Origin of the sequence: Spirosoma sp. KCTC 42546 (assembly GCF_006965485.1) — a bacterium.
Lineage (GTDB): Bacteria > Bacteroidota > Bacteroidia > Cytophagales > Spirosomataceae > Spirosoma.
Genome location: NZ_CP041360.1, coordinates 1,523,826 through 1,537,631 on the forward strand (window position 1 = coordinate 1,523,826; position 13,806 = coordinate 1,537,631).

The following is a 13,806-nucleotide window of genomic DNA, read 5'->3' on the forward strand; positions in this document are numbered from 1 at the left end:
TTGATTGCATGAGCGTTCCCTCGACTATTTCCGGTCAATCGCGCGTCGTTATTGAGCGCGTATCGCCTGAACTTGATGGCGGTAAATTTCCTATAAAAGCTATACCCGGTGATGTAGTGGCGGTTGAAGCCGATATCTTCGCGGATGGTCACGATTATCTGGCGGTCGTTCTAGTGTATAAACATGCTGATGACACCGCCTGGACCGAAACCGGAATGGCACTTCTTGGTAACGATCGATGGGGGGCATCCTTTATCGCCGAAAAGCAAGGCCGGTATACCTACACCTTTGAAGCCTGGATAGATCACCCAGCCTCCTGGCAGCACGAAGTTCATTTGAAAGTAGCCGATGGCCAGCGGATCACGAGTGAACTACTGGCGGGTGCGAATTATGTGGATGGCATGCTCATCCGGGCAGGAGGGAAGATAACCACGGGCACCAAAGCAAAAGGTAAAAAGAAGGCAGAACCGGCTGAAGAACCCGCCGATGTAAAGGTGCTCCGGGAAATGGCAGCCCTATTTCGGGATGAAAGTCGATACGACGAAGCCGTATCTGTTGCCGAAAGCGATCAGTTCACGTTTTATGCTGCCCGCTATCCTGAGCGGCAACACGTAACCCGTTACCACGAGTTAGGCGTAGAGGTAGACCGCGCCCGCGCCGGTTTCAGCACCTGGTATTGCCTGTTCCCCCGTTCGGCGGCACGTGAAGAGGGAAAGCATGGAACATTTAAAGATGTAGAAGCCTTGTTGCCGCGCATTTCGGGTATGGGTTTCGATGTGTTATATCTGCCACCTATTCATCCCATTGGTACTGCCCACCGGAAGGGTAAAAACAACTCGGTGATTTGTCAGCCTGGTGAGCCGGGTGTTCCGTACGGAATCGGTTCAGCAGAAGGTGGTCATGATGCCATTCATCCTGAACTCGGCACTGTCGATGATTTCAAACACCTGATTGCCATTGCAGCCAACTACGATATGGAGGTGGCAATGGACCTGGCTATCCAGTGTTCGCCCGACCATCCATGGGCGAAAGATCATCCTGAATGGTTCAGGAAACGGCCTGATGGCACGATTCAATACGCCGAAAATCCGCCTAAGAAATACCAGGATATTTACCCGGTTTATTTCGAAACAGAAGATTGGCAAAATCTCTGGGAAGAGCTGAAGCGCGTTTTACTGGTGTGGGCATCCTGGGGTGTTCGCATAGTGCGGGTCGATAACCCACACACCAAACCGTTTGCGTTTTGGGAGTGGGTTATTGCTGAAGTCAAAAAGGAGTTTCCGGATATGTTGTTTCTGGCCGAAGCCTTCACCAAGCCTAAAGTGATGCAGGAACTGGCGAAAGGAGGCTTTGCGCATTCCTATACCTACTACACCTGGCGCCATACAAAGCAGGAGTTGGAAGAGTATATGACTGAGTTAACAAAGGGGGAAATGAGGTATTATTTCCGCCCGAACTTCTGGCCAACCACGCACGACATTAATCCGTATAGCTTACAGGGCGGACACGAACCACAATTCCTGATTCGCTATTTTATGGCGGCCACGCTATCGAGCAACTATGGTATTTATGGCCCCTCGTTCGAGTTAATGGAGCATGTTCCATTCCCGAATAAAGAAGAGTACCTGAACTCCGAGAAGTATGAAATCCGCTATTGGGACTGGGAGAAGACCAATAAACTGACCTACCTGATTACGCTCGTCAATCGGATCCGCCGGGAGAATGCGGCTCTGCAAACGACCAATAATCTGACGTTCTGCACTGTCAATGACGACGCCATTATGGCTTACCTGAAGATTTCTGGGACGAACAGGCTATTGACTGTGGTCAATACGGATGGGTACAGTCGACGGGCGGGTATTGTGCAGGTGCCCATCTGGCAATTAGGGATTGCTCCAGACCAGGCCTACACCGTTCATGACTTGTTGACGGGAGCTTATTATACCTGGCAGGGCGAACAGAACTACGTTGAACTCGACCCCTATGTGCTGCCTATGCACCTGTTCCGCATTGAAGTATAACAGATTGAGAAAAGCCTAGTGTTGTGGTGTTGACGGACCCGACCGCGCCACAATACTAGGCTTTTATGAAATAGTCTAGTTTCAACACCAGCATGGATGACCCAAAGCGTATTGTTTAACAGGGATATGACCAGTTGGGCAGTGCCTATCGGCTGCATTATGAAGGAGCAGATCCGAACCGGTATAGCAACTGGCTGACTACGTTGGTTGAGTTACTTCCAGCTAACGGGCGTGTGCTGGAACTGGGATGCGCGGATGGTATTCCTACCGCCCGGTATCTTAGTGAGTATGTTGATTATGTAGGGATAGATCTTTCGTCTGTTCAGATTGAGCAGGCCCGACGCAATGTTCCGCAAGCGCAGTTTGACATAGCGGATATGACCACACTGGTTTTTCCAGACAACTCGTTTGAGGGTGTTGTTGCCCTGTACTCGATTATTCACCTTCCGGTAGCGGAACAACCCGATTTATTGACTGCTATACATCGGTGGCTCAAACCAGCAGGTTATTTCCTGTGCGTTGTGGGGGCGGGTAGCTGGACAGGTACCGACGAAGACTGGATCAGTCCTGGTATCCGCATGTATTGGAGTCATGCAGATGCGGCTACCTACCAAGCCTGGTTTATCGAACTGGGCTTTACAATTCTTGATAGCCATTTTGTGGCAGAAGGAGAGGCAGGGCATACGTTCTTTCTGCTGAGAAAATGAGCTGACCAGCTTACTTGATTAAGTTGATGGGTACGCAGAATACAAATTAGACTTTTTTAAATTTTATAATGGTTACGCCCGTTTGCCCAGCGGGCGTGTAATAGTAATACATCACGTTTTTTTCACTACAGGTCATTCTTAGAAGATCTGTCGTTTTTTGGGGAGATAAGTAAATAGCATAACTGATACAGCCTACACTAATTGCGGTTGCTCCCAAAAAAAGCGAGCTGTCGAAGTTCTGTTCTACAGCCACTTTCTGGTACGTCAAACTATCCACAGCTTGCCCATTAAGGCTGGAGCGCAGTACAATACCAACCGTATTATTGGTTACGGATTGTATAGTTAATGTAAGGTTGTCACCCTGAATTGGAAGTCTAGCATTCGTAGTCAGGAGCTGGTACGTACCCGCTATAGTTGGTGCTGGTTCTGGTATGTTTAAGTTATTTTTAGTGCAGGATACACTCCCTACCATAACCAAAAGAAAAAGTCTCCCCAATAGTCTAACATTAGCCATGTTTTTAATGAGTTCGTTTTCTTCTGAAACGAGCAATTGGCCGAATTTGCTACATATTTATACTAAAAAATAGGACAATTTTTTAGTATAAAAAGCCAGTGGGATAATCACTGGCTTTTTGAGTTTTCATACTAAGAGATTGAGCCTAAGCCATAGGATTGGCAACCCTTACCGAACTACAACTACCCGACTCTGTACCCCTGCGGCTGTTTGTACCGTAACCGTATACCGACCGGCCGACAGCCCACGCAGACTCAATGTTCGGCTATAATTGCCGGGTGCCAGATTCGACTCATTATTGGCCTTCAGCTGTTGACCAAGCAAATTTGCCAGCGCCACTGTAACGGGGCCTGTTGCAGAAACCGAAAAATCAACCATCAGCGTTTCGGTGGTTGGATTTGGATAGATTCGTAAAGCTACTGGAGATGGGTCTTCAACACCCGTCACTAAGTTTGTTGTGGTAGATTCGATGGTTTTTAGAATCCAGTTATTTGGGTCGATAACTACATTGGTAACGGCCCCACGACCGGGAAGCGTAAACGTCTGATCGGCGCGGTCATTGAAGACTGTTACCGTTGTATCGCCCGCAGCCGATTGTACCAGCATCTGTACAGGCATCGTGAACGACGCTGGATTTGTCGACTTCGTGTTGCTCTGTTGTAAGCGTACCGTAGCGAATTTACCACCACCCGTGACCGTTGCTTTATAGGTTGGATAGCCTTCGCCATAAATCCACTGTTTAAAGAAATAAGCCAGATCCCTGCCGGAAACTTGTTGGGCTACGGCCTGGAAATCCTCGGTAACGGCTGTATTATAAGCTAAGGCTGGAGTAGCTACATAGGTACGTAACGTGCGAAAGAACGCACTATCACCCACTACACCCCGGAGCATGTGTAATACGGTTGCCCCTTTGGCATAACTTCGATTGCTGTCAAAAATATTGTTGAAATTGCTGATGTTCTGGACGTAGACACTCCCAACAGCAAGACGAGCACTGCTCATGAAATTATTCATATAGGACCGATACCCAGTTTGTCCACCTATGGACTCGGTGTATACGGCTTCGCCATACGAGGCAAAACCTTCGTTGAGCCAGATATTCTGCCAGTCACGGCAGGTAATTTTGTCACCGAACCATTGGTGGGCAAGCTCATGAGCAATCACCGTTGGGGTTAACGATGAAACACCCATTGACGTTATCGTCTGGTGTTCCATACCCCCGTTATTCCGGGCAAACTGAGCATGCCCATATTTCTCCCGAAGAAACGGATAAGGCCCAAATCGATTGGTAAATAGCTGAAGCATGCTGGGAGTCAGGGCAAGATTGGCCTGAACCTGAGGCAAAATTTCAGGATAGATATAGTGGGTTACGGGCATTGTCTGGTTGCCATACGTAAAGGGCGTATCGTACTGGGCGTAGTTTGAGACGGCTATCGAAATCAAATACTGGGCAATCGGGTAGCTATTTTTCCACAGGTACGTTTTCGTGCCGTCACTATTGGTCGTTGTACTAATGAGCTTGCCATTGGAAACCGACACAAACTGCGCCGGGGCAGTAATACGTACTGACGATGAATCGGCTTTGTCGGCGGGTGTATCCCGGCATGGAAACCAATCGGGAGCACCGTAAGGCTCGCTTAAACTCCAGATGACAGGATCGTTTGTGGTCTCATGCCGGTCAAATTTGAAACTGCCCTGGGCACTGCTATTGGGTATGCCCTGGTAAAATACCGTTAAGGTTAAGGCTTGCCCGTTGGCCAGGGGTTGAGGAAGTGTAATGGTTAGCTTATTCTGTGCATGCTGAAAGGTCAGCTTTTGAGCACCTACTTTTACCGAATCAACCCGTAATCCTTCACCTGTAGTGGCAGAGGTTGAATTAAGATCCAGAAAAAAGCTAGTGAGGGTAGTAGAGGCTGTACTTTTCAAACTAATGGTGGCTGCTCCACGAAGGCTGGCTGGCGTTGCGGTTAGTCGCAGATCCAGACCGTAATACGTAACATCAATAGAGGCATCGCCGGGGTAAGCCAACCGCGCTTTCGGGTTATCGGCCAATTGTCCAAAATAACGTACTTTGCCCGCCTGGCAAACTTGCCAGCCTTCCGTTTCGAGCTGGGCGTAGGAAAAGAGCGGGAAGAAAAGAAGGAGGTAGATAGAAAAGTTTTTCATGGAGTTGTCGTCATTAATGACTTAACCGCAAAGTGGCCAATTAGTTAAATGTCATCATCTTCATCTACTTCGGGTGTCAGAAAGGCAGGCAGTTTGGGCGCTTCCTCTGCTTTTGCTTTTATAGCCTCCAGCTTTTTCTGTTCTGCTTCGGGTAGTTGAAGCTGCCAACCCATTGAACTCGCCAGTTGGTACATCATGTACTGAATCTGGTTGTTGGCAATTTTAGGAAGATCGCTTTGCATAGCCCGTTCATTCATGGCCTGCTTAGCTTCTTCCAGAATTTGTGTATAATCGGCCCCGCTGAAGTGATTAAGAATGCCCGCCTGAATGTCGTAAAACTTGTAATCGGTATCGATTGATAGAATTTCAGGTTGAGGAAAAGACTCAATAATTAACTTTTTGGAATCATTGTCGGGCGCCCGAAACCGAACTTTAGCAAAATCAAAGCCAACCAGCACTTTCGATTTGGCAATGACCATCGCTTTTTTAGGGTCATTCAGGAGGTATAAAATCTTTTTCTGATCCTGATAATTATAAATCTCTGAGAAATAGCCCTCCGCCATTACCACCTTGAATACCTTTTCGATGCGCTCAAGCAAGAGTACAGAGTCCCGCTGAACATCAGTAGTGCCAGTTCGTTTACGCAGGGTATTGGCCAGGGCAACGCCCCCGCCCGCGCCGACGAGTAAAAGTAAAACGGTGGTTAAGAAATCCATAGTGGGCTAAATGTATAATGTATAATGGACAATGAAAAATGGACAATGAATCAGGACGGTGTTGCCCATTTTTCATTGTCCATTATACATTCTGCATTAAAGCCTACTTCGCGTAAGCCACCGCCCGCATCTCCCGAATAACGGTCACTTTAATCTGGCCGGGATACTGCATTTCTTTCTCAATCTTCTGCGAGATTTCGTATGATAACACGCCTGCCCGTTCGTCGGAAACATGATCGGCGTCGACCATGATTCGTAGTTCACGACCGGCCTGAATGGCGTAGCACTTGGTTACACCAGGGAAGTTACCCGCTAATTCTTCAAGTTCTTTTAGGCGTTTAATGTACGACTCCATCATTTCGCGACGGGCACCAGGACGTGAACCGGAAACTGCATCACAAACCTGAACAATCGGCGAAATCATACTGGTCATCTCGATTTCGTCATGGTGAGCGCCAATCGCATTGATAACTTCGGGATTCTCCTTATACTTTTTCGCCAGTTCCATGCCCAAAATGGCATGGGGTAACTCGGCTTCTTCGGGCCATACTTTACCAATATCGTGGAGCAGACCGGCCCGTTTGGCTAGCTTAGCGTTCAGACCTAGTTCTGCGGCCATTGTGGCACACAGCTTAGCCACTTCGCGTGAGTGCTGGAGGAGGTTCTGTCCATAACTGGACCGGAAACGCATCCGCCCAACCATTTTAATCAGTTCGGGATGCAGACCGTGGATACCCAGATCGATAACGGTGCGCTCGCCAATCTCCACAATTTCGTCTTCGATATTCTTGCGGGTTTTGGCCACGATCTCTTCAATCCGGGCTGGGTGAATACGACCATCCTGCACAAGCCGGTGTAACGACAACCGGGCAATCTCACGACGAACCGGGTCGAACCCTGAAATAATGATGGCTTCCGGGGTATCATCTACAATGATTTCAACACCGGTTGCAGCTTCCAGCGCCCGGATGTTACGCCCTTCCCGACCTATCACTTTGCCCTTAACGTCATCGGATTCAATATTGAAAACGGACACGCAGTTCTCAATAGCATGCTCGGTAGCTGTCCGTTGAATAGTCTCGATGACTACCTTCTTGGCTTCCTTAGTGGCGGTTAATTTGGCTTCTTCAACGATATTTTTGATGTAGGAAGACGCACGGGTTTCAGCTTCAGCTTTCAGTGTCTCGACCAGTTGATCTCTGGCCTGATCGGCAGATAGGCCCGCGATTTTTTCAAGTTGTGCAACCTGATCGGCCAGCATCCGATCGGCTTCCTGTTGCCGTCGGTCTACATCTTCCCGACGTTTATTGAGCGCGTCAATTTGCTGCGAGAGACTGTTTTTCTGTTGATTAATTTCGTTACGCTGCTGATTTAACTCGCCTTCGCGATTGCGTTGTTGATCGGCCTGTTGAGCAAGTTGCTGTTCCCGTTGCTTGAGTTTTGTCTCGTTTTGTAGAAGTAGATTTCGTTTCTGATTCGTTGTTTCTTCAAATTCTGTTTTCAGCCTCAGATATTTCTCTTTAGCTTCCAGCATCCGCTCTTTCTTAATCGTTTCGGCCTGTAGTTCAGCATTTTTTAAAATGGATGCTGCTTTCTCTTCCGCTTCTTTTTCGTGCTTCCCACGAACGCTCGCCATCATCTGGCGGCCAATTACTATGCCAATACCACCCCCTACGAGGGTAGCAAGAATCGTTAACCAAATGTCCATTGGACTATATCGTTAGGGTTGAACAAATATACCATCAACCTGCTGCGATACGAGTGCCCTGAACGCGAACTCGGAGTAATGCGGGGTGGACAGCCCGCCGGTTTTCTATGTTGTAATGGCCGGCGTGACGACCTGATCTAATTGAGTTATTTTGTCAAACACCATTTGTTGTAATCTCTGCATCTGTCGTTCTCCTCTGAGCTTGGTGACCAAGCAGTCGAAGGCTATCATTGCCAGGGCTTCCTGCGTTTCGGCAAAGCCCTTTTCCCGGTATTGCTTCAGTTCTTCCTGAATCAGCTTGGCGGCTTCGCGCACAACGGCTTCCGCATCCGGCTCTACATACAATTTGTAGACACGGTCGGCGATTTTTACGCGAATTGGCAGTTCTTCCATCGCTGCAGTCGGCTCAGATGGGGACTAATCCCCGGAGCCAATTTGGGTTTATGACAAACTACTCAAATGAGCTATGCACCGTTCTAATTCCCGGATATACTCGTCGAGTTGTTGTTTTAATTCAGCATTCGTATCTTTATCAGACGGGTTGTCTTTTACAATTATACCACTATCTTTTGAATTTGGTGTATTTTTTTCTGGGATAGTTGTTTTTTTACGTAGTTCAATCACTAATTTCTGCTCCTCTTTCAGGCTTTCCTGAAGCGCATCGTTTTCCCGCTCTAGCTGCTCTATCTGCTTTTTGGCCTCCGTATACAGGCCAGTGAGCGATACGAGTTTGTGCTCGAATCGCTCCACCAACGCAACGATTTGTTTTTCGCTAACCACGGTTTTAATGAGTGAATGAGTGAATGAGTGAATTAATGAATGCAGATTGTTTGCTATTCACTAATTCGCTCATTCACTCATTATTTACGGATTACGGCGCCTAGTTCCTGCTCGAAAGCACTCATGAGTCGCTGCATGGTTTTGTCAATAGCTGAGTCGTTAAGGGTTTGCGCTGCGTCCTGTAACATAAAACTTACAGAATAAGCTTTTTTATCCGTACCCAGATTTTCGCCCTCATACACATCAAAAACATTTATAGAACGCAATAACTTCCGCTCCGTTTGGCGTGCCAGTCGGCTAATTTGCTCGAAGCTAACCCCTTTGTCGATAACCAGCGATAAATCGCGCCGGACTTCGGGGAATCGAACCACTTCTTCATACCTAGCCTTACTGGTAGCCAGTTTCAGGAGGGCCTGCCAATCAAAATCAGCGTAAAAAACAGGCTGTTTCAGATCAACCAACCTGGTAAGTTTGGGTTGTACGAGCCCTAAACTGACAATTGGTTTCTTATTCACTAGGTAGGTCAATCCATACTGGAATAAGGTTGAATCGGCAGTTTGCGTCTCGAACGATTTAATCCGGAACAGGTTCAACACGCGTTGCACAGCGGTTGCCAGATCGTGGTAGACCACTGTCTGGTTTTTCTGAAGCCAGCTTTCAGGCTGTTGATTACCACTGATGGCTAAACTTAGACGCATACGTTCGATATACTTAGTCGAGCCATCTTCAAGTTTTACTTTATGATAGACCTTGCCAAATTCAAACGTCTTTAAATCCTTTTGCCGACGGTTCAGGTTGTATACCAATGTTTCCAGGGAGGAAAACAGGAGCGTTTGCCGCATTACAGACAGCTCGTCGCTCAGTGGGTTCAGCAAGGTTACATCGGTACCCGGCAATGATGCCCGGATGGCCTCATGATACGCTGGACGCGTGAGCGACAAGGTAAGAATTTCATAAAATCCGTTAGCCGCCATGAGTTGCCCTACGCGACCTTGCCATTGATCAGGATCCGTTTTAGGGAATTCTGATAGTGAATCGGCGGCTAGATGAACTGACAATGGGACGTTGTCCAACCCATAAATCCGAAGGATTTCTTCAATAACATCGGCCTCGCGCGTAACATCAACGCGGTAGGGGGGGACTACAGCCACAAATCCTTCGGTACTGATCGCTTCAGCCTGAATATCCAGTGCTTCCAGAATTCGATGGATTTCAGTATGATCAATCTGAATGCCAATTAACCGGTCAATATTCCGGTAGCGGACAGATACCTGAAACGGTTCAATAGGATTCGGGTATCTGTCTGTAATCTCAGAACTAATTGTTCCTCCAGCCACCTCTTGAATGAGTAGTACAGCCCGTTTCAGGGCAAATACTGGCATGTTAGGATCGGTCCCCCGCTCGAATCGGAACGAAGCATCGGTTTTCAGGCCATGATGCTGAGCCGTCTTCCGAACGGAAGCAGGAGAGAAGTAAGCGGATTCCAGAAAGATGCTAGTCGTTTGGGCCGACACGCCCGAATACTGACCACCAAATACACCCGCAATACACATAGGCTTTTCAGTATCGCAGATCATCAGATCAGTAGCGCTGAGTTTGCGTTCTACACCATCGAGTGTCACAAAGGGTGTACCTTCAGGTAAGGTTTTTACGATGACTTGCCCCCCAGTAATTTTAGCCGCATCGAACGCATGAAGGGGTTGGCCGAGATCATGGCAAACGAAATTCGTGATGTCAACAATGTTGTTGATCGGATTCAGTCCAATACTCAACAGCCGTTGTTTTAGCCAATCAGGAGATTCGCCTACAGTGAGGCCCGTGATCGTTACACCTGTATAACGTGGACAGGCGGCTTCGTCTTCGACCCGCACATCGAGGGTTAGATTGGCGTTATCAACCTTGAACGCTTCTACTGAAGGTAACCGCAAAGGCCGATTCAAAACAGCTTTCAAATCCCGGGCTGTGCCAAAGTGGGAGGCCGCATCAATCCGATTGGGGGTTAGACCAATGGCAATCTGGTAATCGGCTTCGAGGTTAAAATAACGGGCAGCGGGCGTGCCATTTGGTAGATCGGTACTAAGTACCATAATACCAGCATGCGACGTTCCAAGTCCAATTTCATCCTCGGCGCAGATCATACCTTCGGAGGCTGCTCCACGAATTTTGGCTTTTTTAATCTGAAAGGGTTGGCCAGAGTTGGGGTGCAACGTGGCTCCTACTAAGGCTACTACTACTTTCTGGCCAGCGGCTACATTGGGGGCTCCGCAAACAATGGGAAGGGGTTGGTCCGTGCCAACATCTACCGTTGTCAGGCTTAGTTTGTCGGCGTCGGGGTGTTTGGCGCAGGTGAGTACTTCACCAATGACAACACCTTCCAACCCACCTGGTACGGCCTCAATTTTTTCGACTCCTTCCACTTCCAGACCCGTTGACGTTAGCAATTTGCCAACTTCTTCGGGTGACTCAGGCAATTCAATAAACTCTTGTAACCATTTATAGGAAACTTCCATACAGAGGCAATGCAGATAATTACCACAAAGGTAAGGAGAAAGTGATGTAAGTGGAGTGCGTGGAGTCAGTGAAATAGGTGGCGTAAGTAGAACTGAATAGTTACGCCACCTATTTTACTGACTCCACGCACTCCACTTAGCCCTACTCATGAGCTATATATTTCTCTCCTGCTTTAACGGCTATAGGTAGTGTATTTTCGGTTGGAGGAAGGGGACATGAGTACCCTGAATTGTAGACACAGTAAGGGTTATAGGCGGTGTTAAAATCCAGGATAGCCCGATTAGTGGTTAGTTTGTCTGGATCAAGTTCCAGATACCGCCCACCCCCATAAGTTTCTTTTCCTGAGGTTGCATCACGGAACAGAATGGAATAGGTGTTTTCGAGCTTTACAACTAATAACCGGCAGGTCTCTCCATTCAGGCTAAATACCGCATGGGCGAACTTGTCATATACCTCTTCATTACCATCACTCATACGCACGACAAGTTTCTGGGTTTTATCTGCAAAGGGTTCCAGGCGGGCTATGACACGATAGGCTGGGTCCGGAGAAAAATAGCGTAGTCCAGCAAAGGTTGCTTTATCCTTGATGGGTGATTCACTATCGGTTCGAAAAAACTGATCTTTCTTAGTCCGTGCGGCATCTAGCTGCTGGCGGTAGGTTACTGGGTTGACCGACTCGTCCAGACCGTCGGCTGATGTCATATTGCCTCCATCGAAAAAGCTGTAGTACAGCACTACTAGGGCAATTAAAAATAGGCCTGTAAGTAAAAACTTATTTTTTTGCATAACTCCTGTAAGTAAACAACTTGTAAATCCATATTCAGCCAACAGTCAATGGTGATGAGGATTTCGTAATGGATCAACTATTATAATGTATTTTTGAGAGCTGACGAAATAATTTACATCAAAGGGGATTGTTGAACTGCTACGCAGGACTATTTTGTCGGTACGTATGTATGTTTTTACCGTACTCTTAGAAGTATAGATAAGGCTCTTTTTAGAGACTTCTTACTTTAATGGTATTTTAATATATTTAAGGCCTTAAATGACCTTTCTGGTTTCAAACGTAACTTACTTTGTAAATGGCACAACTTTACGAATTAAAAACATTTACATCGGGCAATGGTAATCTAACCGTTTTTGAAGATATCATTCCGGGTGTAATTCAGCGTGTCTTTTATATTTATGAAGCTGGGAAGGCAGCTCGGGCTGGGCATCGGCACCACAAGGCCTGGAATGCCCTCATTTGCCTGAATGGTAGTTGCCATGTATATTCTCACAATGGGCGTGAAGAACAAACATTTGAGTTGACAAATCCACGCCAATGCCTGGTACTGGAGCCTGAAGACTGGCACCTCATGGATGAGTTTTCAAGCAACGCTATCTTGCTGGTTGTTTCGAACGAACTCTACGACAAAGACGATTACATCTACGAACCTTATCCAAATAGTCGGCGGATTGGTGAGCCGATTATGGCTGATTCAGAATGATTTCCTTTCTGGATTTGAAGCGTGTGAACGAGCCGCATGAAGTAGCTATTCGAACGGCTGTTGAGCGTGTTATTGAGTCTGGATGGTACATTCTTGGTCGAGAAGTTGACGCGTTCGAACAGCAATTTGCCAACTACTGTCAGACGAAACACTGCATTGGGGTTGCCAATGGTCTCGATGCACTGACATTGGTCTTAAAAGCATGGGACTTTCCAATTGGCAGTGAAGTCATCATAGCGTCAAATGCCTATATAGCATCGGTGTTAAGTATTACTCATGCGGGCCTGACTCCGGTTTTGGTTGAGCCAGATCCTAGAACTTACCTACTAGATACAGCCCGAATTGAGCCTGCCATTACAGAACGTACAAGAGCTATTTTGCCCGTTCATCTCTACGGCCGCTGTTGCGATATGGATCCTATTCATACACTGGCGCAACGTTATAAGCTAAACGTACTCGAAGATGCGGCCCAGGCCCATGGAGCGGTTTATGGCGAAAAGCGAGCGGGTAATTTGGGTGATGCCGCAGGCTGGAGTTTTTATCCAAGTAAAAATCTGGGTGCACTAGGAGATGCAGGTGCTATTACGACCAATGATGATGCCCTGGCTAATCAACTTCGGGCGTTGCGAAACTATGGTTCAGCGCAGAAATACATCACTGATTATCGAGGCCATAATAGCCGACTAGATGAGTTACAAGCGGCTATATTAGCCGCGAAATTACCAGCGCTTAACTCAGAAAACAGTCGTAGGCGTGCGCTTGCCCGGATGTATTTAGCAGGTATTCGACATTCTGACATGACCCTACCGCCAGGCGATCAGATTGAGCAAGATGTCTGGCATTTGTTTGTGATCCGCCATCCCCGGCGCGATGACCTAAAAACTTATTTGCGTGAACAGGGCATCGGTACCGATATACATTACCCTATTCCACCCCATCATCAGCGAGCTTACGCATCCTTTGCACATCTTTCGCTACCAATTTCGGAGCAAATACATCGGGAAGTGCTTAGTTTGCCACTCAATCCGTCAATGACAGATGAAGAAGTGGCCTATGTTATTGATACAATTAATGGGTTTAGTGAGTAGTGAAAGTAAGTGAAAGTGGTTGAGTAAGTGGAGTGAGTGAACTAAGCACCACCATACTCACTCCACCTACTTTCACTTACTTCTACTATTTCACTAACTCCACTT

12 protein-coding genes are annotated in these 13,806 nt (G+C 47.3%); 4 read left to right on the top strand and 8 right to left on the bottom strand.

The features are described 5' to 3' along the window. Positions 1 to 8 precede the first annotated feature (8 nt). Positions 9 to 2,021: an alpha-1,4-glucan--maltose-1-phosphate maltosyltransferase gene (locus EXU85_RS06130; RefSeq protein ID WP_142771226.1), complete on the top strand. Its 2,013-nt coding sequence runs from the start codon at positions 9 to 11 to the stop codon at positions 2,019 to 2,021. 134 nt (positions 2,022 to 2,155) lie between these two features. Next, entirely contained in the window at positions 2,156 to 2,728 is a 573-nt protein-coding gene (locus EXU85_RS06135) for a class I SAM-dependent methyltransferase (RefSeq protein ID WP_246859444.1), read from the top strand. 46 nt (positions 2,729 to 2,774) lie between these two features. On the opposite strand, the gene EXU85_RS06140 is transcribed toward EXU85_RS06135, so the two are convergent. The 8 genes from EXU85_RS06140 to EXU85_RS06175 all read right to left on the bottom strand — a co-directional run bounded on the left by EXU85_RS06140 (position 2,775) and on the right by EXU85_RS06175 (position 11,909). Then, positions 2,775 to 3,242, bottom strand: a complete 468-nt coding sequence (locus EXU85_RS06140; protein ID WP_142771227.1) for a hypothetical protein — start codon at positions 3,240 to 3,242, stop codon at positions 2,775 to 2,777. A gap of 168 nt (positions 3,243 to 3,410) precedes the next feature. Next, positions 3,411 to 5,408 (bottom strand): M1 family aminopeptidase, encoded by a 1,998-nt coding sequence (locus tag EXU85_RS06145; RefSeq protein WP_142771228.1) that lies wholly within the window; start codon positions 5,406 to 5,408, stop codon positions 3,411 to 3,413. Between the two features lie 44 nt (positions 5,409 to 5,452). Then, positions 5,453 to 6,124 (bottom strand): DUF4230 domain-containing protein, encoded by a 672-nt coding sequence (locus tag EXU85_RS06150; protein ID WP_142771229.1) that lies wholly within the window; start codon positions 6,122 to 6,124, stop codon positions 5,453 to 5,455. Positions 6,125 to 6,227: 103 nt separating this feature from the next. Continuing rightward, a complete protein-coding gene (gene rny, locus EXU85_RS06155; RefSeq protein WP_142771230.1) occupies positions 6,228 to 7,832 on the bottom strand; it encodes a ribonuclease Y in 1,605 nt (534 codons plus the stop codon). Positions 7,833 to 7,937: 105 nt separating this feature from the next. Then, on the bottom strand, positions 7,938 to 8,225 hold the full coding sequence (locus EXU85_RS06160) for a cell division protein ZapA (RefSeq protein WP_142771231.1): 288 nt from the start codon (positions 8,223 to 8,225) through the stop codon (positions 7,938 to 7,940). 48 nt (positions 8,226 to 8,273) lie between these two features. Beyond that, on the bottom strand, positions 8,274 to 8,612 hold the full coding sequence (locus tag EXU85_RS06165; protein WP_142771232.1) for a hypothetical protein: 339 nt from the start codon (positions 8,610 to 8,612) through the stop codon (positions 8,274 to 8,276). 80 nt (positions 8,613 to 8,692) lie between these two features. Further along, the gene (gene pheT / locus EXU85_RS06170; RefSeq protein ID WP_142771233.1) at positions 8,693 to 11,122 is read right to left on the bottom strand and encodes a phenylalanine--tRNA ligase subunit beta; all 2,430 of its coding nucleotides are present in this window, start codon (positions 11,120 to 11,122) and stop codon (positions 8,693 to 8,695) included. 142 nt (positions 11,123 to 11,264) lie between these two features. Then, positions 11,265 to 11,909 carry a DUF1684 domain-containing protein gene (locus tag EXU85_RS06175; protein ID WP_142771234.1) on the bottom strand — a complete coding sequence of 215 codons (645 nt, stop codon included), beginning with the start codon at positions 11,907 to 11,909 and terminating at the stop codon, positions 11,265 to 11,267. Between the two features lie 296 nt (positions 11,910 to 12,205). Here EXU85_RS06175 and EXU85_RS06180 point away from each other — a divergent pair, with 296 nt between their 5' ends. Both EXU85_RS06180 and EXU85_RS06185 read left to right on the top strand, forming a co-directional pair. Beyond that, the gene (locus EXU85_RS06180) at positions 12,206 to 12,613 is read left to right on the top strand and encodes an FdtA/QdtA family cupin domain-containing protein (protein ID WP_142771235.1); all 408 of its coding nucleotides are present in this window, start codon (positions 12,206 to 12,208) and stop codon (positions 12,611 to 12,613) included. After that, positions 12,610 to 13,701 carry a DegT/DnrJ/EryC1/StrS aminotransferase family protein gene (locus EXU85_RS06185; RefSeq protein WP_142771236.1) on the top strand — a complete coding sequence of 364 codons (1,092 nt, stop codon included), beginning with the start codon at positions 12,610 to 12,612 and terminating at the stop codon, positions 13,699 to 13,701. The genes EXU85_RS06180 and EXU85_RS06185 overlap by 4 nt, the downstream gene beginning before the upstream one ends. The last annotated feature ends 105 nt before the right edge of the window (positions 13,702 to 13,806 follow it).

Excerpts from the sequence above, each read along its gene's own strand:
- EXU85_RS06160 (WP_142771231.1), bottom strand. The coding sequence starts at position 8,225 with ATGGAAGAACTGCCAATTCGCGTAAAAATCGCCGACCGTGTCTACAAA.
- EXU85_RS06145 (WP_142771228.1), bottom strand. The coding sequence starts at position 5,408 with ATGAAAAACTTTTCTATCTACCTCCTTCTTTTCTTCCCGCTCTTTTCC.
- EXU85_RS06185 (WP_142771236.1), top strand. The coding sequence starts at position 12,610 with ATGATTTCCTTTCTGGATTTGAAGCGTGTGAACGAGCCGCATGAAGTA.
- rny (WP_142771230.1), bottom strand. The coding sequence starts at position 7,832 with ATGGACATTTGGTTAACGATTCTTGCTACCCTCGTAGGGGGTGGTATT.
- pheT (WP_142771233.1), bottom strand. The coding sequence starts at position 11,122 with ATGGAAGTTTCCTATAAATGGTTACAAGAGTTTATTGAATTGCCTGAG.
- EXU85_RS06140 (WP_142771227.1), bottom strand. The coding sequence starts at position 3,242 with ATGGCTAATGTTAGACTATTGGGGAGACTTTTTCTTTTGGTTATGGTA.
- EXU85_RS06130 (WP_142771226.1), top strand. The coding sequence starts at position 9 with ATGAGCGTTCCCTCGACTATTTCCGGTCAATCGCGCGTCGTTATTGAG.
- EXU85_RS06175 (WP_142771234.1), bottom strand. The coding sequence starts at position 11,909 with ATGCAAAAAAATAAGTTTTTACTTACAGGCCTATTTTTAATTGCCCTA.
- EXU85_RS06150 (WP_142771229.1), bottom strand. The coding sequence starts at position 6,124 with ATGGATTTCTTAACCACCGTTTTACTTTTACTCGTCGGCGCGGGCGGG.
- EXU85_RS06180 (WP_142771235.1), top strand. The coding sequence starts at position 12,206 with ATGGCACAACTTTACGAATTAAAAACATTTACATCGGGCAATGGTAAT.